The 24,276-nt window shown below is 48.9% G+C and carries 25 protein-coding genes; 20 read left to right on the forward strand and 5 right to left on the reverse strand.

Annotation, left to right across the window (positions count from 1 at the left end):
* Positions 1–68: 68 nt before the first annotated feature.
* Positions 69–2,078, forward strand: coding sequence for a thioredoxin domain-containing protein (locus IPL32_13885; GenBank protein ID MBK8466915.1), 2,010 nt, complete (start codon positions 69–71; stop codon positions 2,076–2,078).
* A gap of 77 nt (positions 2,079–2,155) precedes the next feature.
* On the opposite strand, the gene IPL32_13890 is transcribed toward IPL32_13885, so the two are convergent.
* Positions 2,156–2,440, reverse strand: coding sequence for a circumsporozoite protein (locus tag IPL32_13890; protein MBK8466916.1), 285 nt, complete (start codon positions 2,438–2,440; stop codon positions 2,156–2,158).
* Between the two features lie 343 nt (positions 2,441–2,783).
* On the opposite strand from IPL32_13890, the gene IPL32_13895 reads away from it, so the two are divergent.
* The 6 genes from IPL32_13895 to IPL32_13920 all read left to right on the forward strand — a co-directional run bounded on the left by IPL32_13895 (position 2,784) and on the right by IPL32_13920 (position 7,461).
* Complete coding sequence (locus IPL32_13895; protein ID MBK8466917.1) at positions 2,784–4,043, forward strand: GGDEF domain-containing protein; 1,260 nt, start codon at positions 2,784–2,786, stop codon at positions 4,041–4,043.
* 45 nt (positions 4,044–4,088) lie between these two features.
* The gene (locus tag IPL32_13900; protein ID MBK8466918.1) at positions 4,089–5,555 is read left to right on the forward strand and encodes an MBL fold metallo-hydrolase; all 1,467 of its coding nucleotides are present in this window, start codon (positions 4,089–4,091) and stop codon (positions 5,553–5,555) included.
* Complete coding sequence (locus tag IPL32_13905) at positions 5,555–6,361, forward strand: AraC family transcriptional regulator (GenBank protein ID MBK8466919.1); 807 nt, start codon at positions 5,555–5,557, stop codon at positions 6,359–6,361. Before IPL32_13900 ends, IPL32_13905 begins: the two co-directional genes overlap by 1 nt.
* A gap of 81 nt (positions 6,362–6,442) precedes the next feature.
* Positions 6,443–6,925, forward strand: a complete 483-nt coding sequence (locus IPL32_13910; GenBank protein ID MBK8466920.1) for a hypothetical protein — start codon at positions 6,443–6,445, stop codon at positions 6,923–6,925.
* Positions 6,922–7,317, forward strand: a complete 396-nt coding sequence (locus IPL32_13915; protein MBK8466921.1) for a hypothetical protein — start codon at positions 6,922–6,924, stop codon at positions 7,315–7,317. Before IPL32_13910 ends, IPL32_13915 begins: the two co-directional genes overlap by 4 nt.
* Positions 7,318–7,338: 21 nt before the next feature.
* The gene (locus tag IPL32_13920) at positions 7,339–7,461 is read left to right on the forward strand and encodes a hypothetical protein (GenBank protein ID MBK8466922.1); all 123 of its coding nucleotides are present in this window, start codon (positions 7,339–7,341) and stop codon (positions 7,459–7,461) included.
* Between the two features lie 26 nt (positions 7,462–7,487).
* Here the strand turns inward: IPL32_13920 and IPL32_13925 are convergent, their stop codons facing one another.
* Together IPL32_13925 and IPL32_13930 are read right to left on the reverse strand one after the other, a co-directional pair.
* The gene (locus tag IPL32_13925) at positions 7,488–8,753 is read right to left on the reverse strand and encodes an ABC transporter permease (GenBank protein MBK8466923.1); all 1,266 of its coding nucleotides are present in this window, start codon (positions 8,751–8,753) and stop codon (positions 7,488–7,490) included.
* An 11-nt stretch (positions 8,754–8,764) separates the two neighbouring features.
* Positions 8,765–10,009, reverse strand: coding sequence for an ABC transporter permease (locus IPL32_13930; protein MBK8466924.1), 1,245 nt, complete (start codon positions 10,007–10,009; stop codon positions 8,765–8,767).
* Positions 10,010–10,679: 670 nt separating this feature from the next.
* Between IPL32_13930 and sucD the strand changes: the two genes are divergently transcribed.
* From sucD to IPL32_13965, 7 genes are all read left to right on the forward strand, one after another.
* On the forward strand, positions 10,680–11,567 hold the full coding sequence (gene sucD / locus IPL32_13935) for a succinate--CoA ligase subunit alpha (protein ID MBK8466925.1): 888 nt from the start codon (positions 10,680–10,682) through the stop codon (positions 11,565–11,567).
* 190 nt (positions 11,568–11,757) lie between these two features.
* On the forward strand, positions 11,758–12,303 hold the full coding sequence (locus tag IPL32_13940; protein MBK8466926.1) for a hypothetical protein: 546 nt from the start codon (positions 11,758–11,760) through the stop codon (positions 12,301–12,303).
* 37 nt (positions 12,304–12,340) lie between these two features.
* Positions 12,341–12,757, forward strand: coding sequence for a nucleoside-diphosphate kinase (gene ndk, locus IPL32_13945; GenBank protein ID MBK8466927.1), 417 nt, complete (start codon positions 12,341–12,343; stop codon positions 12,755–12,757).
* A 128-nt stretch (positions 12,758–12,885) separates the two neighbouring features.
* Positions 12,886–13,779, forward strand: coding sequence for a DUF4190 domain-containing protein (locus IPL32_13950; GenBank protein MBK8466928.1), 894 nt, complete (start codon positions 12,886–12,888; stop codon positions 13,777–13,779).
* A gap of 12 nt (positions 13,780–13,791) precedes the next feature.
* A complete protein-coding gene (locus IPL32_13955; protein ID MBK8466929.1) occupies positions 13,792–14,313 on the forward strand; it encodes an NADH-quinone oxidoreductase subunit I in 522 nt (173 codons plus the stop codon).
* 46 nt (positions 14,314–14,359) lie between these two features.
* Positions 14,360–14,971: an ImmA/IrrE family metallo-endopeptidase gene (locus IPL32_13960; GenBank protein MBK8466930.1), complete on the forward strand. Its 612-nt coding sequence runs from the start codon at positions 14,360–14,362 to the stop codon at positions 14,969–14,971.
* A 2-nt stretch (positions 14,972–14,973) separates the two neighbouring features.
* Positions 14,974–16,269 carry a SpoIIE family protein phosphatase gene (locus IPL32_13965; protein MBK8466931.1) on the forward strand — a complete coding sequence of 432 codons (1,296 nt, stop codon included), beginning with the start codon at positions 14,974–14,976 and terminating at the stop codon, positions 16,267–16,269.
* A 114-nt stretch (positions 16,270–16,383) separates the two neighbouring features.
* On the opposite strand, the gene IPL32_13970 is transcribed toward IPL32_13965, so the two are convergent.
* Together IPL32_13970 and IPL32_13975 are read right to left on the reverse strand one after the other, a co-directional pair.
* On the reverse strand, positions 16,384–16,641 hold the full coding sequence (locus IPL32_13970) for a hypothetical protein (GenBank protein MBK8466932.1): 258 nt from the start codon (positions 16,639–16,641) through the stop codon (positions 16,384–16,386).
* 124 nt (positions 16,642–16,765) lie between these two features.
* Complete coding sequence (locus tag IPL32_13975) at positions 16,766–17,629, reverse strand: CPBP family intramembrane metalloprotease (protein ID MBK8466933.1); 864 nt, start codon at positions 17,627–17,629, stop codon at positions 16,766–16,768.
* Positions 17,630–17,718: 89 nt separating this feature from the next.
* Between IPL32_13975 and kdsB the strand changes: the two genes are divergently transcribed.
* The 6 genes from kdsB (at position 17,719) to IPL32_14005 (ending at position 24,270) form a co-directional block, all read left to right on the forward strand.
* Positions 17,719–18,522, forward strand: a complete 804-nt coding sequence (gene kdsB / locus IPL32_13980) for a 3-deoxy-manno-octulosonate cytidylyltransferase (GenBank protein ID MBK8466934.1) — start codon at positions 17,719–17,721, stop codon at positions 18,520–18,522.
* Positions 18,523–18,801, forward strand: a complete 279-nt coding sequence (locus tag IPL32_13985) for a hypothetical protein (protein ID MBK8466935.1) — start codon at positions 18,523–18,525, stop codon at positions 18,799–18,801.
* 58 nt (positions 18,802–18,859) lie between these two features.
* Positions 18,860–20,572, forward strand: a complete 1,713-nt coding sequence (locus IPL32_13990) for a CTP synthase (protein MBK8466936.1) — start codon at positions 18,860–18,862, stop codon at positions 20,570–20,572.
* Positions 20,573–20,653: 81 nt separating this feature from the next.
* The gene (gene kdsA / locus IPL32_13995) at positions 20,654–21,502 is read left to right on the forward strand and encodes a 3-deoxy-8-phosphooctulonate synthase (protein ID MBK8466937.1); all 849 of its coding nucleotides are present in this window, start codon (positions 20,654–20,656) and stop codon (positions 21,500–21,502) included.
* Positions 21,499–23,757: a hypothetical protein gene (locus IPL32_14000; protein MBK8466938.1), complete on the forward strand. Its 2,259-nt coding sequence runs from the start codon at positions 21,499–21,501 to the stop codon at positions 23,755–23,757. The genes kdsA and IPL32_14000 overlap by 4 nt, the downstream gene beginning before the upstream one ends.
* Positions 23,758–23,760: 3 nt before the next feature.
* Positions 23,761–24,270: an HAD hydrolase family protein gene (locus IPL32_14005; GenBank protein MBK8466939.1), complete on the forward strand. Its 510-nt coding sequence runs from the start codon at positions 23,761–23,763 to the stop codon at positions 24,268–24,270.
* The last annotated feature ends 6 nt before the right edge of the window (positions 24,271–24,276 follow it).

The raw sequence follows: 24,276 nt of genomic DNA on the forward strand, positions 1-24,276 counted from the left end.
GATGCCGTTAATATAGCAGAAAGTAAGTCGAGTTTCAAAAATGCGGTTGGGCGTGAAACAATGTAATTATGCAAATTTCCAAAAAATTTACAAATAGTCTCATAAACGAGACTAGTCCGTATCTGCTCCAGCACGCTCACAACCCTGTCGACTGGTATGCGTGGGGCGAAGAGGCTTTTGAGAAAGCCAAGGCTGAGGACAAGCCTCTGTTGGTCAGCATCGGCTATTCGGCGTGCCATTGGTGTCATGTGATGGAGCATGAGTCGTTTGAAGATGAGGCCACGGCTGCTATACAGAATGAGCATTTCGTCAACATCAAGGTCGATATGGAAGAGCGGCCCGACGTCGATCAGATCTACATGAATTTCGTTCAACTGACGACCGGACGCGGCGGCTGGCCGATGAATGTGTTTCTGACTCCGGACAAGCGGCCGTTTTTTGGCGGCACATATTTCCCGCCCGCACCGCGATATGGAATGGCGAGTTGGCAGCAGATCTTAATGAGCATCGCCGAGGCGTATAAGACTAAACGGGATGAGTTAGAAAATTCGGCAAACGATATTGTCGGTGAATTGCAGCGGCTAAGTATTGTCGAGTCGGTTTCGGGCGGACTCTCAACTGACCTGTTGGATGCAGCGTTTTCGAGTTTTTCGCGTACGTTCGACACGGTGAACGGTGGTTTTGGCGGAGCTCCCAAATTTCCGCCTGCGATGTCGCTGGAATTTTTACTTCGATATCATTACCGGACTGGCGATGACATGGCTTTGTCGGTCGTGACCTACACTCTCGACAAAATGGCTCGCGGCGGCATCTACGATCAGCTTGGCGGAGGCTTTCATCGCTATGCTGTCGATGCGATCTGGCTTGTGCCGCATTTTGAGAAGATGCTCTACGACAATGCTCAGTTAATACGCGTATATTTGCATGCATATCAGGTGACAGGCAATGAATTTTACAAACGAATAGCTATTGAAACGCTTGAATATGTACGGCGTGAAATGCTTGACGAGAGCGGTGGCTTCTATTCGACTCAGGATGCTGACAGTGAGGGCGAAGAAGGTAAGTTCTTTGTTTGGACGTCGGAAGAGATCGCGGAGGTGATAGGCGATGAAGAGGGCAGAACATTTTGTGAGTATTATGATGTGACGTCGAACGGAAACTTTGAAGGGAAGAATATTCTGAATGTTAAGAACCCAGTCGCGGCCGCTCCCGGTGCTGACATGCGTGCAAAGCTATTTGCCGAGCGAGAAATGCGGATCAAGCCGCATCGCGATGAAAAGGTTTTGACGGCATGGAACGGCCTGATGCTGGCGGCATTTGCTGACGCGGCGGCCGTGCTCGGCAACGATGACTATCTAGAAATTGCAAAGCGCAATGCCGATTTCATTCTCACGCAGTTGCAGAAGGACGGGCGGCTGCAGCGAACTTGGAAAGATGGAACGGCAAAACTGAACGGTTATGTTGAAGATTACGCGAATGTTGCGGACGGATTGATCGAGCTTTACAAAGTTTCTGGTGAGGTCAAATATTTGACTGAGGCAAGGCGACTGGCGGATCTAATGATCACGGAGTTTTGGGATGAAGAAAACGGCGGGTTTTTCTTTACATCGAACGATCACGAAGAGTTGATCGTCCGCAATAAGGACTTTTATGACAACGCAACGCCGTCAGGAAACTCTGTTGCTGCTGATGTGCTGTTGAGATTGGCCAAATTGCTGGGTGACGACAGGTATGAACGATTTGCGGTGACAGTGTTAAGGTTGACGGCGTCGCAGTTGCGGAGATATCCGCAAGGTTTCGGGCGGGCTTTGTCCGCGATGGAATTTCATCTCGCCGCTACAAAAGAAATTGCGGTGTTAGGAGCGAAGGGGAATGAAATGGAACGCATCATTCTCGCCAGATACTTGCCGGACACGGTCATTGCATTGTCAGCGGAACCAGCGTCGGACGCGGGGGTCATTCCGCTGCTAAAAGATCGTCAAATGGTTGAAGGTAAACCAACGGTCTATGTTTGTGAGAATTTTGTTTGCCAACGACCGGCGACGACTGAGACTGAAGTGAATGAGTTGCTAGCTTAACCAATAGACTCATATGCAAAAGAAAAAGCACTTGTCCGAAGACAAGTGCTTTTTCAAAAACGTCTAAGACGCAAGAACTATTTCTTTGTTGCGTTTGCGTTTGTTGCATTTGCTGCCGGTGCTTTCGCTGCATTAACCGGAGCTGCATTGGTAGCAGGCTTGATAGCGTTAGCCATCGAGTTAGCTGCATTTGCCATTGTGTTAGCAGCAACCTGTGCTGTGTTCACAGCAGTGTTAACAGCATTCATAGCTGCGTTAGCTGCCGGTTTGACGGCTGGTGTGTTGTTTGCAGGCGCTTCGCCGCAAGCCATGCCAAGTGCACCCAAACCAAGAACTGTCGAAAGTAAGATTACTTTTTTCATTTTATTTTTCAAACTCCTGTCTTATTAACTCAAAGATTAAATTACTATTACTAAACGTTCGACTGATCGGACACAGCCGTTTTGCCCTGAACTCTTTCTTTTTCAAGGCAAACGTCAATATATTGGTTATATGAGCAATAGTCAACCCTAAAATTGCCCAAAAATCATTATTTTTTGATAATTTTTATTGTCTATTTTCTTGCCTTTTGACGTTTTTTGATGGGATGCCTATGTTTATTGGTCAATAAATAAAGATATTGACTTTGATTCGCCTAAAAAGTTAGTTTAAAAGGAGGGAAATAATTCCCGTTTTCACCACATTTTTCCCGCTTTTGACCAGAAAATGACAAATTTTGAAGACCAGCCCACGCAGGGAAGTACTACGCGCACAGACACCTTTTATCAGGTCGTTTTTGTTATTGCGGCAATGTGTTCGATCTTTCTCGCTTTTGTTTTGGCAAATTCACAATTTTCGATCGAAGCAAAAACTCGCGGATTTTCCGGCATTATGGCAGGATTTTTGCTAGCCTGTGTCGGCCTCCATATTTGGCAGCGTCGTCATTCTTCGCCCCATGCTTCCGCAGGATCAAATGCGGATCGCACATTGCCTGCCACAGAGGGCCTTCGAGCTTTGGAGGAAGCGAGCGAATTTTTTTCCGGTTCGATCAAGAAGGCGGATATGTTCAGGCTTGTTTCGAGTAGGATCCGGCAACTTGCAAAATTTCGCACGTCTGCACTTTTTCTGCTGGACGAAACTAGATCGCATCTTCGTGTCGCCGAGACCGACGGCCCTGATGCCGACGCTATTAAACATAGAACGCACGTGTTGAGCGACGCATCGGTCGGAATTTGTTTTTCACGGCGTTGCGTCGAGATCGAACAGTCGGCAGGCAACGACATCGAGGGCATTGGTTCAATTGTCGCAATACCATTGCTAAATGGCGTAGAACCTTTCGGTGTTTTGTGTCTCTATTTTGATGAGAATAACAATGTAAGCGAAAGGGAGTCTTCGCTATTCGAAGCGATCGGCGTGCGAGCGGCTCCTTTGGTTTTGAGCTCTATTGCACTAGAACGAAGCCTCGCAAACGCTCTGACCGACGGAACAACCGACCTGCCGAATGAACGCGCGTTCTATCTGTTTCTCGAAAATCAAATAGCTGAGACGCAGCGTAATCCAGAAGCCAGACCGCTGACGATTCTTGCCATTGATATTAAAAATTTCGACGAGATCAATCAAAGGTTTGGACATGTGACCGGCGACCGGGTTCTGAGCATCGCGTCAAAGATCATCAAGGACAACCTGCGGCAGATGGATTTTCTATCGCGAGCTTCGTCCGACGAATTTTTAGTTATTTTGCCGACTGCATCCAAAGAGATAGCTCACGAGGTGATCGCGAGACTTAGCACGGGATTTTTTGGCAGAAAGCTGAAGATCAATGAGAGCGAATCTGTCGAGGTAGAACTATATTTTGGCTGGGCTGCTTTTGGCACCGATTGTGAAACTCCGAAAGGCCTTGTAACGACCGCTCGTTCAAGAAAAGAACAATCCAAATCGTCCGAACCCAACAAAGTTCTATGGTTCCCTCACGAGCTAGTCAATTAATTGATGACTTTTGGTTTTTAAGCTTTTGCCTTGTATATTGAGGCAATGGCGAAGATAACATTTTATGGCGGTGTCGGGACTGTTACGGGCTCCAAGTATTTGCTTGAGCATAACGGCAAAAAGATACTTGTCGATTGCGGTCTGTTTCAGGGATTGAAGGAGATCCGCGCACGTAACTGGCAAGATCCGCCGTTCGATCCGCGCGAGATCGATGCGGTAATTATCACTCATGCGCATATCGACCATACGGGTTGGCTGCCGAGGCTTGTTAAACTAGGATTTGGCGGGGAAATCACGACTTCAAGGGCAACCGGCGATCTATTGAAGGTCCTTTTGCCGGATTCTGCACGTTTGCAGGAAGAGGAAGCGGACTATCGCAATCGTCACGACCTTACAAGTCATTCTCCGGCATTGCCGCTTTATGATGAGGATGACGCGCGTGCGACGCTCCAGAAATTGCGGCCAGTGCCTAACGACGGCCAGCCTTACGACATTTGCGAAGGCATCAGGGCGAGCTTTATGGTCGCCGGGCATATCATGGGAGCGAGTCTTGTGTTGGTGGAGATGAGTACGGGCGGAGACGCGAGTGTGAACGAGCGTGCATACTCGGCTGAAGGCACGCTCCTTAACAGTCGCGTTTCCGCCCGCAGCGACAGCATTCGTTTTCTGTTCTCGGGTGATCTTGGACATTACGATCAGCCGATCGTTAAAGACCCTGCGACGCCGCCGGATTGCGATTATCTGATGTGCGAATCGACCTATGGAGATCGTCTGCACGGCGAAGTCGATTCGGAAACGCAAATGGCACGGATCATAAACGATGCTGCCAAACGCGACGGCCCGATTTTGATACCAGCGTTTGCTGTTGGACGCACGCAAGAAGTGCTCTACATGATCCGCGAACTTGAGGAGCAGAAACGCATTCCGATCTTGCCGGTCGTTGTTGATTCGCCGATGGCAGCGCAGGCGACGCAAATTTATAATCGTTGGCATGAGGAACACGACCGCGAATATGCCTCAATACTCGCGGGCAAAAAGCATCCTTTGCGGACCGCGTCTATGACAACTGCTTCGAGCCGTGACGAATCAAAGAAGTTAAATGAGATGAAAGGCTCACGCATTATTATTTCGGCTTCGGGAATGCTGTCAGGCGGCCGCGTTCTGCATCACGCGATGCGAATACTGCCAAATGAGAATGCGACGATAATTTTTGTTGGCTATCAGGCAGCCGGAACTGCGGGCCGTCGAATTCAGGACGGCGAGCGGGAAGTTCGCATTATGAAAAATTGGGTTCCGGTCAATTGCCATATCGAAAAGGTCGAAGGCTTTTCCGCTCATGCCGATTGGAAGGCAGTGTTACGCTGGCTTAGCGGATTGTCCAACGCACCCAAGATGGTTTTCACGACCCACGGCGAGCCTGAGGCCGCCGAGGCAATGGCAGGACACATCCGCGACAGATTCGGATGGAATGTAGTTGTGCCGCAGTATGAAGAAACCATCGAACTATTGTAATGAAATATTCCGAATCAAAATCTAACGGTAGTGCCGCCTTTTTGGTCAAGTCGTACTGGGAGCTTTCTTACGGCCGTGACGAAATGTCTGGCGAACCGGAACCTGTTTTGCCGGACGGCAGCGTCGAGTTAATTTTCGATTTTTGCGATCGATTCGTGACTTATTTCGCGGACGGTTTTACCCAATTTCAGCCAAGATCGATCGTTGCCGGACAACTAACGACGCGGCTTTCGATCGGGCCGAGCGGTGATACTGATATATTCGGCGTTCGCCTGCGTCCCGAAGCCGGTTCAGCGTTACTGGGCATTTCAATGGCGGAGATACGTGACCAGATCATCGATCTCCGGAGTATCTTAGGAAGTCGTGAAGACGAGTTGTTCGAAAAGCTTGCCGCGGCTGCGGATTTCAATGCACGGATAGTGATCTTTGAGGACTTTTTCTCAGCTTTTGGCGAAACGGCTGTGAGCATGGAAATGAGATCGTGTGTCTCAGCACAGCGTTCCGCAAGCGGATCGATGTCGGTCGGCGATTGTGCCGCATATCTAAACTGGTCTGAGCGGCGGCTCGAACGGGCGTTTAACGAGCAGATCGGACTGTCGCCGAAACTGTTTGCAAGGATAATTAGATTTCAGACATTTCTCGACGCAATTGGCTCAAATGATTCCACATTGCTCGATGGTGCTCTTAAGGCAGGCTATTATGATCAGGCCCATATGATCAAAGATTTTCGAAATTTTTCGGGTGTTACGCCGACTGAATATTTCGGGCGCGACCTCGTGTTTTCCGGACACTTTCTGAATACCTGAGCTTGTCGGTTTTTTACAATACATGCCCGAACCTGACCATCTATTATCAGTGATGCCCTTTTTAGGGAAAGGAGAATATTTATGAAGTTTAAGTTTGCAGCGGTTATTTTAGGTATGGTTATGGTGTCATCGTCGGCATTTGCTCAGGCCAAGATTGATGTCGCGAGTGTTAAGTGGCTTACGGGCTGTTGGGAAATGAGAAATGAACCGAAAGGGACCGTTACATCTGAGCAATGGACCAGTTCCGAAGGAGGAGCTTTGTTCGGTATCGGGAGAACCGTTAAGAAGGGAAAACTCGTTTCATGGGAATTTATGAGGATCGTGCAGGAAAATGACTCGGCCAAGTTTTTTGCCCAACTGCCTAATGCTGCGCAGGCAACTCCGTTTGCGCTGAAATCAGCGAATGTAGGAGAGATGGTCTTCGAAAATCTACAGAATGATTTTCCACATCGCGTGATCTATCGTAATGCCGGAGTGAACAAACTTGCAGCCAGGATCGAGGGTAAAATTAATGAAAAGGATAAGGGGATCGACTTTGCATTTGTTAGGTCAAAATGTGAATGAAGCTTAATTCGAAAATAGCGGTTACGATGTTTTTGTTGTTGATGACTTGTCTCGGCGTGTCGCAGGCAATTGCTCAAGCCTCGGACAAACGCATGCCAAAATGCGCCGGAGCAAACGGACTGACGCGAGGCGAGATGATCGAGATTTTGAATGTTCATAATCTGGTTCGAGCCGGCCTCAACCTTCCGCAGCTCACTTGGGATTGCAAGTTGGCCGACTTCGCACAGACTTGGGCCACACGGGGCGTTGCTGAGCATCGGGATGACACGATATTCGGCGAGAGCATTTTTGTTTCGGCAGCACGCGATGCGGCTGCAGTCGCCGCAGTGAACAGATGGATGCTTGAGAAGCCAAACTGGGACAACAAGACAGGCAAATGCAGAGCGGGATAGGTTTGCACTCACTATACTCAGATCGTATGGAGAAAGACTGCCCGAATAGGCTGCGGTATTAATCGCAATACTCCCGGCAATTGGAAAACAATTGTCGTTTGTAATTATGATCCCGCAGGAAATAAGCCGGGACCGGCTTTTTAATTGTCAAAGAACAAGAATATAACGGACTACTCGTAGCGTAGGCATTCGATCGGATCGAGCCGCGACGCTTTTCTTGCCGGCAGAACGCCAAACACCAAACCGACACCGACGGACACTGCAAGGCCTGTGATCACTGCCCACGGCGGTACCTGCGCGGGAAGGCTTGGGACCAGCAGCATTATCAGATTGCTTATACCTATCGCCGTTACGACGCCAATGATGCCGCCGAAGAAAGTGAGCGTCATTGCTTCGAGGAGAAACTGGAGTACGATCGCTCCCTTGGTTGCTCCAATGGCTTTGCGGATGCCTATCTCTTTTGTTCGTTCCGTTACCGATACAAGCATTATATTCATGACGCCGATGCCTCCTACGAGCAATCCAAGGCATGAGATGGCTATTGCCGCAATGCCGACTCCTCCAATAATGCCATCGAACTGTGCGATGAATGCATCGGCAGTTTTTAGGTCGAAGTCGTTTTTTTCCTCGTACTTGACGCCGCGGCGTTGGCGCATGATCCCCTCGATCTCGGCTGCGGCATCGTTCAACTGCCCATTCTTCGCCTGGATCGTCATCAGAAGATAATCACGAAGCGGCGCAACCTTGCGGGACGTACGGTAGGGCATAAAAACTTTGCGGTCCTCCTCGTTCTCACCAAAGAAACCCGCCTTTCTTTTTTCCAGAACACCGATGATCTCCCAGGTATCTCCATTCATCCGAACCACCTTTCCAATAGGCGAATCGTCCGGATCGGGAAACAGCGCTTCGCGTGCGTCAACCCCGATCACTAGCACTTTTCGTCGCTGCTGATCGTCGGCTTCGGTCAGCCAGCGGCCCTCGCGTACCGTGAGGTTAAGCACCTGATCGTAATTCGTCGAAACGCCGTCGCATTGCGCCCAGCGGTAGTTGCGGCCCTCGTATGTCAGATTGTCGTCAAAGCTCGGTCCGTAATTGCCTATCCCTGGATTTGCCACAGCAATGTCTTCTATCGTGGCGGATTGTGATAACAAGGCATCGACATCGGCATCCGTGAAGGGCTTGCGGTTGCGCTCGTCGCGGTTCGGCGGCCCGTCACCCATAGAAAGGTGAAATGCGTAAATATTGTTCGTTCCGTATTCCTCTACGATCGCTACTATCGACTGACGCATCCCGGTCAGGATCGACGCTACAACGACTGCCGTGATTATACCGACTACAATACCGATGATCGTCAGAGCCGAACGAAACTTATGGCCCATGATGCTGTCCATGGCCATCTTAAATACTTCGACTGGTAATGAGTTTTTGATATTCATACCGATCTCACCTAGCTTTGCGTCAAAGCAACGATAGGGTCGAGGCGTGACGCTTTCCATGCGGGATAAAGTCCTGCAATGATCCCAATACTGCTAGACACCAAAATCGACACAATGATGTAGAACATTTCTATGGTCATAGTAATGCCGAGTGCGTACCCGACGATCTGTGTTGCTACCAAGGCTAGTAACAAGCCAAATATGCCGCCGACGATGCACAGCAACGACGATTCGATCAGGAACTGAAGGAGTACTTGTTTTCGTGTTGCTCCCAAAGCTTTCCGCAGGCCAACCTCGAAGGTTCTCTCCGTAACTGAGACGAGCATAATGTTCATTACGACAATGCCGCCGACCACAAGGATGATGCCGGTGATAGGCAATACAACGCCTGCGATCATGCCCGTGATCTGATCCATTGTCGAATTGAAGTCATCTACATTGACAACGCCGAAGGTGTCTTCGTCGCTGCCGATCAACTGTCGTCGATTGCGCAAAAGCTGGCGGGCTTCCTCTATTGAGTCCTTAAAAACTTCCGAGTCCAGAGATTTGCCGTGAAGCTGCAGCCCGCCTGTTCTAACGAACATCTGGCCGTGCAGCGTGATAGGAATATAAATGTGGCGGTCCTGCGAATCGCCAAAGAACGAACCGCGTTTTTCCTCGACACCGATGATCGTTAAAGGAACACCACGAATCTTGATCTCCTGGCCGATAGCCGAGCCTGTAGGAAAAAATTTCTCCTTGACGTCGTTGCCAATGATGCAGACGTAGGTAATGCGGTTCGATTCTTCGGTGCTCATGAAACGGCCCTCGGACATCGTTTTATCCTCGATCTCTGCCATATTGGCGGTTACGCCCATGATACGGGTTGAGGGCATTTCAATACCGTCATGAGTAAGATCAGCGCCGCTGTTTACCTGAGCACCTACATGAGCACAGAGTTGACAATTGTCGCGAACATACTCATATTCATCCCACTTTATGTCCTTATTGCGTCGATTGCGCCGCTCGAACTCTTCGTCCGCCATGCGTCCCATCGACGCCATGCGGGTCATCATAAAATGATCCGAGCCCAGCACCTTCGAGGCTGTTTCCACGACGTATGTCTTGAGCCCGCTGATCGAAGCCGCAACGACGATCACAGCGGCGACACCAATGATAATTCCGATCAACGTCAAGAACGCGCGGAGTTTATGCTCAAGGAGCGACTTGACGGCGATCCAGAACGCATCTGTGTAGAATGAATAAATCTGGCGCATATGAAAACGGGCTAGTTACAGGGATTCAAACGTAAATAGACCGCAGATAGTTCTGATAAATCTTCGGATGTCCCGTTGTCCCTGCGTTTTTTTCATAAATCCGCAATCTAAAATCTGAAATCTGAAATCGTCCTGTACCGCTGTTCCGACAGTTTTTTACTGACTCCGTTCCACTTGCGTTCCACTCGATAGTGGAACGTGCAAGTGTCCATTTTTATTGGAGTTACAGCGTTTTTTGAGCAGCGTTCCGCGTTTTTCCGAAAAAAAACCGTATTGTGCCACTGAATTCGTAAACTGCTGTAAATACTCAGGTTACGGCAATCGGCATGTTGGATTTACTGATTTTCTTCTTGGAACGCGGACTAATCGAGTTCGAGGAAAAGTTGATGATGGTTTGGCGGAACCTATGACTTGAATTATCAAATATCATGCTGTATGCAACACGGCGTTGCATATATAAGATAGCATGAATTGACCGAAAATGGAATAGAAACTTCCGGATGTTTAAGGAAGATCCGGTCAGAAATCCGGTCGTTATCGCTCACGGTTCTGACAGAGAAGCTTTATTTGCGGGCGAATGAATTATCCGCTGCCGATTGCGCAGGTCTTTGGGGGTCGTGCTATACTTTGCCTTTGTTTTACTCAACTTAGCCAAAACAGGAGACTTGCATTGAGCATCTTAGTCGATAAGAACACACGCCTGATCGTTCAGGGAATTACGGGAAAAGAAGGCACGTTTCACATGCTGCAGATGCGTGACTACGGCACAAATGTCGTTGGCGGTGTCACGCCCGGCAAAGGTGGAACGACGCATGAAGGTGTGCCGGTTTTCAATACGGTCGAGGATGCTGTTCGTGAAACGGGAGCCAATGCTTCTGTCGTCTATGTGCCGCCCGCTTTTGCCGCTGACGCTATTATGGAGGCCGCTGATGCTGGATTACCGCTTGTGGTCGCGATCACCGAAGGCATTCCGGTCGCCGATATGGTCAAAGTACACGAATATCTCAGCAACCACTTAGCAACGCGAATGATCGGGCCAAATTGCCCAGGCATCATCTCGCCCGGCAAATGCAAGATCGGCATCATGCCGGGACATATTCACAAAGAAGGCCGAATCGGTGTTGTTTCACGCTCCGGTACGCTGACTTATGAAGCGGTCGGCCAATTGACCGCGCTCGGACTCGGACAATCGACCGCTATCGGCATCGGCGGCGACCCGATAATCGGGACGAATCACACCGACGCTTTGAGATTGTTCCAAGCCGACGAAGAAACAGACGCCATCGTAATGATCGGCGAGATCGGCGGCACGGCAGAAGAAGAAGCCGCTGCCTACGCAAAAGCTAACGTCACAAAGCCGATAGTCGCCTTCATCGCTGGGCAAACCGCACCTCCCGGCCGTCGAATGGGCCACGCCGGTGCGATTATTTCGGGCGGCAAGGGAACTGCGGCGGAGAAAATGGCGGCGTTGAAAGACGCAGGAATCCGCGTGGTCGAATCTCCGGCTGATATTGGTAAAGCGATTGTCGAGGTCATCGGCATTTCCACTGGGGCCTAAAGTGAGTGATCATATGTCCAGAGTTTGTTTTATAAGCACCGGGATTTTATGTCTTGTGATTCTCGCTTTTGGTCGTTGTGTATCGGCGCAGACCAAGGATTCGAATAATGGATGGGAATCCATTCCGGTCGACCAATGGACTGACGCTGAAGTTAAAAGCATTCTAGAAAACTCCGCTTGGAGTTGGCGGATGAAGGGGCGGAATGTCGATAGTTTCCCTGGTGGTGGTATTGGAACGATCGTGAGCGAACTCTATTCAACATTTACGCTCGAATCTGCATTGACAGTTCGCCTTGCCAAGATCAGAAAACTGCAATTAAACGAAAAATATGATGCGATGAATGCAAAGGACAAAGCCGCATTTAATAAGAAATATAAAAGCAGTATGGAATGCCAGCTTTGCGAGAAGTTTTACATCATTGCGATCGGCGGCGACAGTCGAACTCTGAGAAATCAGGTGACAATACAACGGCGGGTAAAATTAATTTATTTGAGCAACGAAAAAGGGGAGAGACGAACCCTGGGAAATTTTTCCCCTCAGACCCACTCCGGAACCGTTGCGCTATTCTTTTTTCCCAGAAAAAACGAAAAAGGTCAACCACTTTTAACGACCGACAACACTAAGCTGACTTTTAACTTTCCGTACGAACCGGACGATGAACCTCTGATCAGATTGATCGAACGAGTTGAGATCCCGCTTAAAGACATCGTGCGGGAGAAGATTGTGATCTTTTAAGCTGGATAAAAAATACAATTTAGGAATTATTTAATTAATGAGCAATTTAACATTTGGAATCATAAAGCCCGACGCGGTTCGGGTGGGGAATCAGGGGAAGATCGTTGACCGCATTTTGGGTGCTGGTTTTAAGATCAGGGGGATGAAACTTATTCATCAGACGCGAAAGCAGGCTGAGGGCTTTTATGCAGTTCACGCTGGTAAGGGCTTTTTTGACGAGCTTTGTGAATTTATGTCGAGCGGGCCTTGTGTCGTGCTTGCGCTTGAGAAAGAGAATGCGGTTCCCGCTTGGCGCGAGTTGATGGGAGCTACGAATCCGGCCGATGCCGCGGAAGGAACACTCCGCAAGGATTTTGCTTCGTCGATCGGCGAAAATGCTGTTCACGGTTCGGATTCGGACGAGAATGCGGCTATCGAGATCGCTTATTTCTTTAGTAAACTTGAACTCGTTTAGTTCAGAGTGCGGGCTTTAGCGTGTATTCTGTATAATGTCCGAAAGGGATCGAGCGCATGCTTCGTCATTCAAATTAGTGTTTGTAATACTGTAAAAGAAACGGGCTAAAGCCCGCACTCTAAACTATTATGAAAAAATGCCCGACTTGCGGAAAGGAATTTGAGGATTCGTTAAAGTTTTGCCAGATCGATGGAGCAGAACTTGTGGAACAGGAAGCTGCGTTCGATCCGTATGCTACGGTTGTCGGGTATAAATTTGACCCGTCGGCGGACAAAACTACTGAAGCTGTTGAAGACGCTCCTGTTGAAGGCCCTACGGCGGAAGCCTCGGTGGAAGAGACCGCTGCCGGAGAGTCGCTTATACCTGCCGCGGAACCGGCGATACATGAAACGACCGGCTCGATACCGATCGCTCCGCCTGATGAGGTGCTTGAGTTGCCGGGTATGGACCCGCTCAAGACTATGTATGTCTCGGAGTCGGAATTGAAAGAAGCTCTTGCCGCTGAGTCGTCAGGCCAAGCTGACGCAGCTCCGCCGCCGTCTCCATTTGGTATGCCGGACAGCCCTGTCGAACCGTCTGCTCCACCCATGGGCGAAATGGAAACGGTTCTCTCGGACCCAACGGCGTTGCCTTTCCAGGAACCCGCACCCGTAGCCGAATGGTCACCGCCGCCTGCACCTGATGCAGTATGGCAAAATCAGGAGATCGGTTCGAATACACCTTTTCAGCCTCCGCCGGCTGGCGCGGGTGCAGGCGGTGAGAATAAAACGCTGGCGATCGTGTCGCTCGTATGTGGAATTTTGAGCTTGATATGCTGCAGCTGGTTTGTACCTGCAATAGCGGCGATCGTCATGGGCTTTATTGCACGCGGCAAAGCAAATTCTGACCCAGCTAATTACGGTGGAGCCGGATTGGCAATGGGCGGCATTATTACGGGTGGAATTAGCATCCTTGTTGGAATTGTCGTAATTATCCTGTACGTTTTAGGAGCATTTGCCGGAGTTGTGGGCAACAGCTTTTAGTAATTCACCTCTATGTCAGTTGTCACAGACGTAATCAAATCTACCGTTGCTGTCATCAAAGGCATGAAGCGCACGATCTCGGAGATACCGCGTGCAAAATGGACGGTGCAATATCCTGATGTTCCCATCACGGTACAGCCGCGCTATCGCGGCCAGCATTTGCTGCATGTTGACGAGAACGGAAAGGAAAAATGCGTGGCATGTTATCTGTGTGCAGCGGCTTGCCCTTCGGACTGTATTTATATCGAAGCACAAGACGATGCAAGGCCTTATGCAGAACGCGTAGGACGCGATGAGCGTTATGCCAAGGTATATAACATCGATTACGGCCGCTGCATCTTTTGCGGATTCTGCGTCGAGGCCTGCCCTAAGGACGCGATCACTCATGGCTACAACTTCGAACTCTCGGTTTACAACCGAGCCGATCTATTAAAAACCAAAGACGATCTACTTATCACAAAACAGAAGCAATCAAAAAACTATCGAGTTGCTCTGTCGAGCGAGGATGTTGATTCCGAATATAAAGAAGTCTAGTTAATGCGGAATTCGGAGTGCGGAATGCGGAGTAAAAGCCAAAGCCGTGGATTCATTTGACATACCCCCAACACAAAAAGGACGGCAATACGAAATACGAGCACTTGGGCTTCGTGAGTTTGCGGGGCTTAGACGTGACGATGAGCGGCTTGACCCTTTTGAATTGGCGTATTATGCCAATCTTTTGGTAATTCCTTTCGAAGAGATCGAAGCTTTAAGTCCTGAAACGGTCGAGCATCTTCTCGGCGGCGGTAAAGAAGCGTGGTCCGGTGGAGCTGCTTCTCAGACTCTTCCTGACGGCAGAAAACTAATAATCCTAAATCCGACGCACGGTAAAAATCGCCATGCTGCTACATTGATGGAAGAGATATCTCACGTTTTTCTCGGCCATAAACCTAGCCGACTCGCGATCGAAAATCGTAACAAAGAAGGCAAGATTATCGCCCGCGACTATAACCACGCAATAGAAGAAGAGGCTTATTCGACGGGTGCAGCCGCGCTTGTTCCATACACCGCTCTTCGCCGTATGGTTGAACATGGCAAGACGGTAGCGGAGATCGCCCGGCATTTTTATGTGAGCCGTGCTTTGGTAGAGTATAGGATCAAGGTTTCACGATTATGGGAAACTTACAGTGACAAGGTTTTTCAGGGCGAGTGAGTATGGCCGACAAGGTTAATCAAAAAAATACAGCTAACGAAAAGCTGTCGACGGTCGATAAGCTGCGAATGCTACTCGACATAACCAAGACCATCAGTCGCTCGCTCGATCTGGACGAGGTGCTCAATCTTGTTATGGATACGCTCGGTTCGTTGTTGCCTTACGACGCAGCGGGAATTTATTTGATCGAATTCAGCCCCGAGAACAAAGATCCATATATTTTCAAATCGAAGGTCATCCGCGGATACAAGATCAGTTTTGAGTTGATCGAGCCACGTTTGAAAATGGGCGAAGGGTTTCTGGGAACCGTCGCCCAATCAGGCAAGCCGATCATTTCGCATGATGTAAGCAAAGACAGCCGGTACTTTCCCGCCCGCGAACAGACCCGTTCTGAGATGCTTGCTCCGATCATCTCAAACGACAAGGTCATAGGCGTATTTGATCTCGAAAGCGACGGTCTCGATGCGTATTCCGATGACGATCTTGCTGTCCTTCAGCTTTTGACTTCGCAGGTTGCTATCATTATTGAAAAGGTGCGTCTGCACGATCAAGTCGTTGAGAAGAAGCGTTTAGAAGCTCAGTTAGAGATCGCTCGTCAGGTTCAGACTGAATTGCTGCCATCGAGCGACCCGAAAATAGACAATTTCGACGTCAGTGCTTACATCTTTCCCGCGGAAGAAGTTTCGGGAGATTATTACGATTGGGTCAAGGTCTTTGACGATCAGATCGGGATCGTTGTTGCTGATGCAGTTGGCAAGGGCATTCCGGCCGCTCTTTTGATGTCGTTTCTGCGAGCTAGTCTGCGTTCGTGCGCTCAGATCGGATATGCTCCGCACATCGCATTCTCTAAGGTGAGTAGTTTGCTTTATGACTCGATCGAGGATAACAAATTTATCACTGCGATCTATGGAATTCTCGATTACACAAACCGGACGTTTGTCTTTTCAAATGCGGGGCATAATCCGCCGCTGCTCATAAAGCCGAATGGTGAATATAGATTTGTTGAATATGGCGATGTGCCGTTAGGAATGTTCGATGACGCACATTATCATCAGCATTTCATTCGGTTTGAAGAAGATCAGGTGCTTGTCATATACACCGACGGCATTACCGAGGCGCCAAATCCGACCGGTGAAGAATACGGTCAGGAACGTCTCGCTAAACGTATCCTAGATGGTCTTCAGGTTAATTTGCCCGCCAAGCAATTAATAGATCATGTAAGGAAGGGCGTCGCCGATTTTACCGAGCGGAAATTCCTCGATGATGATGGCACGATCTTTATTATCAAGGCGCAGTAAATCGTGTAATTGGTCCGCACGTTAGTAAGGGCTCCAGCAATTAATACGAGAACCCTTACATACGTGCGGGCTACAGACGCTTCCCGCGTTCCTTCAGTTGTTGGAAATTGTTTACTAATGAGCCGTGATCGAACAGTGTAGATTATCTCCGCCCGGAACTACCGGAGTAGAATAGTCGTCGTAATTTATCTTGTCGTTCTTTGTCGAGAACGCGTAAATATCAAATCCATACGCATCCAAAAAATCTGTAAGTTCCTGCGATCTGTCGAGGTAAAGCGTCTCACTAAACCCCAACTCCGCTCTGATCTCAAGCAAACGCTCAATTACCTCAAGCGGTGCAAAATGGTTATTAGGATCCTTATATGTAGCCATTAGGTTTGTCGTGGTTCAAAGCCCGATCGTTTTCAGGCTCAGTTTAGATTACGCAGAATATGGAAAGGTTGTTACCTTTTCGCTGTGGAAGCAGCTTTTTTTGAAGATCTCTAAGTGGGCTTTCTTATCTGATAAACCGTAGGATCGCGGCGGTTTGTTCCTGTCCTTCAAGCGATTTTAGAAAGGGTTCAAGGATCAGTATTACCGACTGAATCCCGTTAAATAGTGTGTGAAGAATAATGCATGGCAGTAAATTCTTGCTTTTTACCCTGATCGCCGTGAGTGTCAGGCTGAGGAGCGTAAGCAGAAAGATCGTCGAATAACTCGGCCAATACTGCGGCCAATGGATCGCAGAAAAGAGAAAAGTGACGAAGAAAAATGCGGCTGGAACGCCGAATTTACGTTGGAAAGCCGAATACAGAACGCCGCGGTAGGTGACCTCTTCTACTAAGGGAGCAGTAAATGTCGCTAAAAAGGCGACGATGTAAACAGCGGTGCGGGAACTTTGCAGGATCCTGAGAAGATCGTTCTCTTGTTCAGGAAAGAACCTGCTGACAAGAGATGCAGCAGCAAGGAACCCAAAAAGGATTATACAATAGTGCCACCATGCAAATCCACCTTTTTCCCAGCCGAGCATTTGGCGGAATGAAAACTTCCGAACGCGTGTAATTACAAGCCACGCAACCAGGAGAGTAAGGAGGTGAGCCGGGATAACGGCCACGATCTGTAAGACGATAGATGTGGGATCAGTCTTGGCAAATTCGACGATCTGGTCAGTCTCGGTTATCGGTACGTCGAGCGAGGCCAAATATGGAAGGAGGAAAATGCTCGGAATGACCAGAATGAAAAACACGCTTGCGATCCAAACGCCTGTCGCTTCTAAAACCGTCCATGGCGGATTGTCCGGACTTGCTACATTGTCCGGCACAGTCGGTTCTTCTGGTAAGGGAAGTCGTGAATAATACTCGCCCTGGTTGATATTCTGCACTTAAAAGAGTTTAGCCAGAGAACAAAGAAGTTCCAAGTTCGGTGTTTCGTATTTGCGATTTGGAGCAAGACGATATAACCTAAAATCCCGTGGAGTTACACGGCAAAAATCCCCAACAAAATGTGATCGCAATTGTTCCCTCACGCTATTCGTCTGTGCGTTTACCGGGGAAAATGTTGCTTGAGATTGCTGGGAAACCTTTGATTTTACACACTTTAGGGCAAGCGGCTAAGGCTCGGAACGTCGCTCGTGTAATAGTTGCGACCGATGACGAACGGATATTTAGTGTTGTCACGGAAAACGGCGGCGAAGCGGTGATGACCTCAGCCGAACACCGATCTGGCAGCGACCGTCTCGCCGAGGTTGCAGAAAATTTACCTGCTGACTCGATAATTGTAAATGTTCAAGGTGACGAGCCGACGATCTCGCCGCGAACTATCGAGGCGGCGGTTGAGGCTTTTATCAACGATCCTGCGGCCGATATTGCTACGACATCAGAGGCCATTACCGAACTGGACGAGTTAATGAACGGAAATGTCGTGAAAGTTGTGACAAACGGCGATGGATACGCGGTTTATTTTTCGCGTTCGCCAATCCCGTTTCCACGTGACGCTTCGATGAGATATGACGGTGATATAAAAAAGGCGATATTGAACGAGCCTGAGTTGATGTCGCTTTTCCGTAAACACACCGGGCTTTATGTTTATCGACGTGAATATTTGCTCGAATTTACAAAATTACCGCAGTCAAAACTTGAGAAGATCGAAATGCTCGAGCAGTTGCGGGCGCTTGAGAATGGAGCAAAGATCAAGGTTGTTGAAGTAGATGACCCGTCAATTGGCGTCGATACGCCGGCGGATCTTGAACGCGTTAGGAAATTGATCGAGGGCTAAATGGGTGACTGGATCGGACTCGGATTTTTTATCTTGCTAATTGTCGGAGTGGTGATCGGCTTGAGAGCGCTTAGCAAACCCAGAATGACAACATCTGACGAGTTTGAACGCAATGCCGCCGAAGGAACGACAATGCTTGGGGCGAGCATGAATGCACTTAACGAATTGATGAATCCGTCAGAGGCCAAGGCCAAAGAGGTTATTACACAAATGAAAGAGGGCCGCTATCAAAAGAAGAAACGTGAAGGAAAAGCGGGCGGCCTAAATGAAAATCTGTGATCTTTTTTCTGTTTCGGAATAGATGATAGATTTTAGATGAAAGATAAGGAAAGAAATGATGACTGAGAAAAAAACAAAATACATTTTCGTCACCGGTGGTGTTGTTTCGAGCCTTGGCAAAGGTTTGGCTGCGAGTTCGATCGGTTGTCTGCTTGAGGCTCGCGGGCTCACTGTCCAGATGATGAAGCTCGACCCTTACATTAATGTCGATCCGGGTACGATGTCGCCGTTTCAGCATGGTGAGGTGTTTGTGACGGATGACGGGGCTGAGACCGATCTTGATCTTGGGCATTACGAGCGGTTCACGCACGCGAAGCTGTCGCAAGCGAATAACTGGACGACGGGCCGCATCTATCTTTCTGTCATCGAAAAGGAACGTCGCGGCGATTATCTTGGCAAAACGATCCAGGTAATTCCGCACATCACTGACGAGATAAAAGCGGCGGTGCGAAAAGTCACGGCAATGCACGATCCGGACGTTTTGATCGTTGAGATCGGCGGAACTGTTGGTGACATCGAGTCGCTGCCGTTTATGGAAGCGATCAGGCAGATGGGCAATGAGGAAGGCCGCAACAACGCGATCTTTGTTCATGTGACACTCGTTCCTTTCATCGCAGCGGCGGGCGAACTTAAGACAAAGCCAACTCAGCACAGTGTTCGAGAGCTGCGTGAGATCGGTATCGCACCTGACATTTTGCTTTGCCGCTCTGACCGGCCTGTACCCGTCGATCTGCGTAGAAAGATAGCTCTATTCTGTAACGTGCAGGAGAGTGCAGTGATATCTGCTCTCGATGTTGGAACCATCTACGAAGTGCCGCTCGCGTTTCACGAACAAGGGCTAGATGATCTAATCGTCAGCAATCTGCACTTGAAAGAAGAGTTTCCAAACGCAGATCTCAAGGACTGGCGTGAGCTTGTCTCAACGATCAAAGATCCTTCGGAAGGATCAGTGCGTATAGCTATCGTCGGTAAATATGTTGAGCTCGAAGATTCGTACAAGTCTCTGCGAGAGGCACTCACGCACGCGGGTGTCGCTAATAACCTGCGTGTGAACGTAAATTGGATCGAATCGGAAAATCTGATGAAGGATGATTATGAGAATGAGCTTCAGGATTTTGACGCGATCCTCGTGCCCGGCGGATTTGGCAAACGCGGCATCGCTGGAATGATCCGGGCGATAAAATATGCCCGCAAATCGGGAACGCCGTATTTTGGTATTTGTTTGGGAATGCAGACGGCTTGCATAGAGTTTGCACGTGATGTGTGCGGCCTGCGCGATGCTGATTCGACGGAGTTTAATGAGGAAACGCCGTTTCCGATCATCTTTAAACTCCGCGACCTGGTCGATGTCGATGAACTTGGCGGCACGATGCGGTTGGGCAATTGGCAATGCACGCTGAAGGAAGGCTCGCTTGCCCGACAGATTTACCATAACGCAGAAGAGATCGGTGAGCGGCATCGTCATCGCTACGAATTCAATCCGGAATATCGCAACGTGCTCGAAAAGGAAGGACTCATTTTCAGCGGGGTTTCGCCCGACGGCAAATTTGTTGAGATGGTTGAGCTCCCACGCGAAAACCATCCTTACTTCGTTGCGTGCCAATTTCATCCGGAATATAAATCAAAACCGCTTGCCGCACATCCGTTGTTTGTCTCGTTCGTTGAGGCCGCGTGGGCAAACCGTTTGAGAAGCGAAAACCTTGAGCATGACGTGATGAGCGACACCCAGGTCGAGATATCGGAGCGAGCCGAGATCGCAAGTGAAGAATAAGTTGAACCGCAGATAGACACAGTTGAGCAGATTTTGAACTCAATTTATCTGTGCTAATCTGTGTTCGTTCGTAGTTCTTTTATGAAAGCTTTTGAAGTTGGAAAAGTAAATTTTGGCGACGGCAATGTGTCCTTCATTCTCGGCCCGTGTGTTGTCGAGTCTTCTCAGCATGCAATGTTCATGGCGCAGGAGATCAATGATATTTGTAAGCACGTCGGTGTTGGGTTTGTTTATAAATCTTCGTTTGATAAGGCGAATCGAAGTTCGATCGAGAGCTTTCGTGGTGAGGGAATGGAATTTGGCCTTGAAGTGCTTGCAAAGGTAAAAGATGAGATCGGCGTTCCTGTGATAACCGATATTCACGAACCTTGGCAGGTCGAGAAAACCGCTGAGGTTGCTGATATTTTGCAGATACCTGCTTTTCTTTGTCGTCAGACAGACCTTCTTGTTGCCGCAGCCAAATCGGGTAAAGCTGTAAATGTGAAAAAAGGACAATTTCTTGCTCCGTGGGACGCGAAGAACATTGTTGAAAAGCTGCAAGGTGCGGGCTGTGAAAAGATACTGCTCACTGAACGCGGAGCCAGCTTTGGCTACAATAATCTTGTTGTCGATCTTCGTTCGTTTCCGATAATGCGGTCGTTTGGGGTGCCGGTCGTTTTTGACGTAACGCATTCGCTGCAATTGCCGGGCGGACTTGGGAAAGCAACCGGCGGGCAAGCGGAATACATCGAAGATTTTGCACGTGCCGGTGTTGCTTGCGGTGTGGACGCTGTTTTTATGGAAGTTCACGACAATCCGGCAAAAGCCCCAAGCGATGGGCCGAATCAACTGCCGCTTTCGCGACTGGAGAAATTGCTAGTCAAGCTAAAACAGATCCACGAAATAGTACAAGAAGATACGGCCGAAAAAACTCAAGCGACTCAACAATGAAAACAAAACTCTTCGCGATCATTGCAATTTTTGTTCTTGCCCTTTTTTCTTCAACTTATGGACAGGATGCGATTCGCTCCTCTGCCACTTGGCAGGTTCAAAAGTATGATCTCGATGTGACATTGCCTCAAGATGAAAGATCTCGAAGCATTGCCGTCAAGGCGATACTTAATCTAAAGAATGTTTCGGGAAAGTCTGCCTCGACGTTGACTCTAAGAATTTCCACTGCCGCAGACATTACATCGGTAAAAATAAACGACGCGGCAGCCGATTTTGTAAAGAGTGAAGAAAAAATAAATTCAACGCTAAACCTTCAGCGGATCGCAACAAGGCCGTCATCAATTTCTCCGGATTCAATAGTCAATGTAACGGTCGAATACAAAATCAACGTCAAAGAAAACTCAGCAACGAGTTCTTTGTCGCCGGTCTCTGCGCAGTTCCTGCCGCTCTCATACTGGTATCCAACGCCGAATAGCTGGTTCTTTACACAAGGCCCGGACACGGCTCAAGTGCGAATAAAGGTCAACTCGACAAATGGTCAATCCGTCGTTTCGTCCGGCACCGAGACCGGCCGTGCATTTGAACAAAAACTTAACGGCCAGCCTTTTTTTGTTTCAGGAAACTGGGAATCATCCGATCAAAACGGGGTGTCTGTTTTTATTCCAAAGGGTTCAGGAACTGAAAGCCAAAAGCGAGCTGCCGAAATGGCCGTTCTGATGTCTGAAGCTAGGTTGTTCGTCGCGGGAATTTTTGGAAAGGCTCCGGATGCTCCTTTGAGAATAATTGCTTCACGGCGAGGCTCCGGATTTAGCGGAGGCGGAACTGTGATCGTTGACGAAGCAGTATTTCGCCGCTCAAAGATCGATTCACAAACAGCGATGAACCTTGCTGAAGCAACTGCGAAATTGTGGATCGGCAATTCGGCCTCTGTGACAGGCGAAGGCTACGGCGTTATTACTGAGGGTTTGTCGCGGTTTGTTGCGACAGAATTTATTGAAAACAAATACGGCAAGGAAGTTGCAGATGTCGAGAGACTAAGACAGCGAAATTCATACGCGGCTGTTTCAAAGCGTGACTCGCCGATGAGTAAGGTTTCGCCACTCGACGACTTTTACTATCCGGAAGTCGCCAACAAAGGTGCGATGGCTTGGAGGATACTTGCTAAGCGAATAGGTTCGGCAGAATTCAATAATATTGTTCGTGCAAACATGCAGAACGGCAATCTGAACCTGGCCGAACTTCGTGCCGCTCTGTCGCCGCAAAAAGAAGTCCTGGATTATCTTTTCGATCAGGTTACGGATATGAACTTGATCGTCGGGCTGCCGCAGGTGAGTGGGACGGATGCAAAGTCAGCACTTCGCAACACAGGTGCGATCGATGTAACCGTTGATGTAACCGCAACAACAGACAGCGGCCAAATGATAACTGCGCCGACCACGATCAAGGCGATGAGTTTTGGTGAAATTGCTTTCAAATCGAACAGTAAGATCGTGAGGGTCGAGATAGATTCGGACAAACTGTATCCGCAGACTGAATATTCTGACGATGTTAAGCCGATTGAATCAACTGACAGCGATCCACTCCTCGCAGCCAAGCGGCTATTCGACAAACAGGATTTTGCCACCGCGGAAAGTACCTCGAAAAAATTGCTAGGTTATCTGCCAAGGTTTGATGACCTTCGGATATTGCTTGCCCGCTCATTGCTGGCACAAAATAAGAATGCCGAGGCCGAAAAAGAATTTCGTGCGGTGCTGGATGAAAGACTGCCGACTTCGAGAAGCCTGGCGTGGGCTAATGTCGGACTCGGCGAGATCGCGAGCCGCGCGAATCAAAAAGACGTGGCATTGAGATTTGTGGATGCGGCGATCAGCATAGATGCCGATTACGGCGCGAGCCTCGCGGCAAGGAACATTCGAAATAGTCTAGGATTATCGGCGGTCGTAGATCCAGCCGTGAAGGCGTTTTTTGCAGAATTTGATAAGGCTGCAACCTCAAATAGAAAGGCTAGCATTGATGCATTGGTAATTTCCGGTGAGGTTGGAAAATTCGCAGGCGGCGTTTCAGGTTCGACCGAGCAATGGCTGACTCAGATCAAATATGTTGATCGTCTAGACGCAAACACCGTTCTGGTCGAAGCCGAAATGAGTGTGAAACTACTGAACAAAAATTCCGAAACGGGAAAGGCGGTTTATCGATTAACCAAAACAGCTTCCGGATGGAAACTGACTGCGGTCGATATGTTTGAGGTGCGTTAAACTATGGTCGGAAATGATATGCTGGCGGATATTCGCGCCCGTGCAAAGAAGATCAAATTGTTATTAATGGACTGTGACGGCGTTCTCACTGACGGCCGTCTTTATTTTTCCGCCGTTGGAGAAGAACTAAAGGTCTTTCATGCCCGTGACGGACAGGGAATAGTTGATTGGCACAATACAGGTTCTAGGTCCGGAGTTATTTCTGGGCGAAATTCTCCTATCGTTGAAATGCGAATGAAGCAGCTTGGTGTCGAGTTTATTTGGCAAGGCCGAAAAGAAAAAGTCTCGGCTCTGAAAGAAATTATCGCGGCGGCGAACGTTGAACCTGAAGAGGTCGCCTTCATTGGCGACGATACGCCAGACGCAGAGGTGTTTCCACTGGTTGGGCTGGCAATAGCCGTTGGGGATGCTCACGAAGCTGTTAAGGCCGCCGCGCACTATGTAACGCAGAAAGACGGAGGGAGCGGTGCGGTGCGGGAACTGATCGATATGTTGATGGCCGCAAAAATTTGAAAGACG

It is taken from the genome of Chloracidobacterium sp. (assembly GCA_016711345.1).
Classification (GTDB): Bacteria; Acidobacteriota; Blastocatellia; order Pyrinomonadales; family Pyrinomonadaceae; genus OLB17.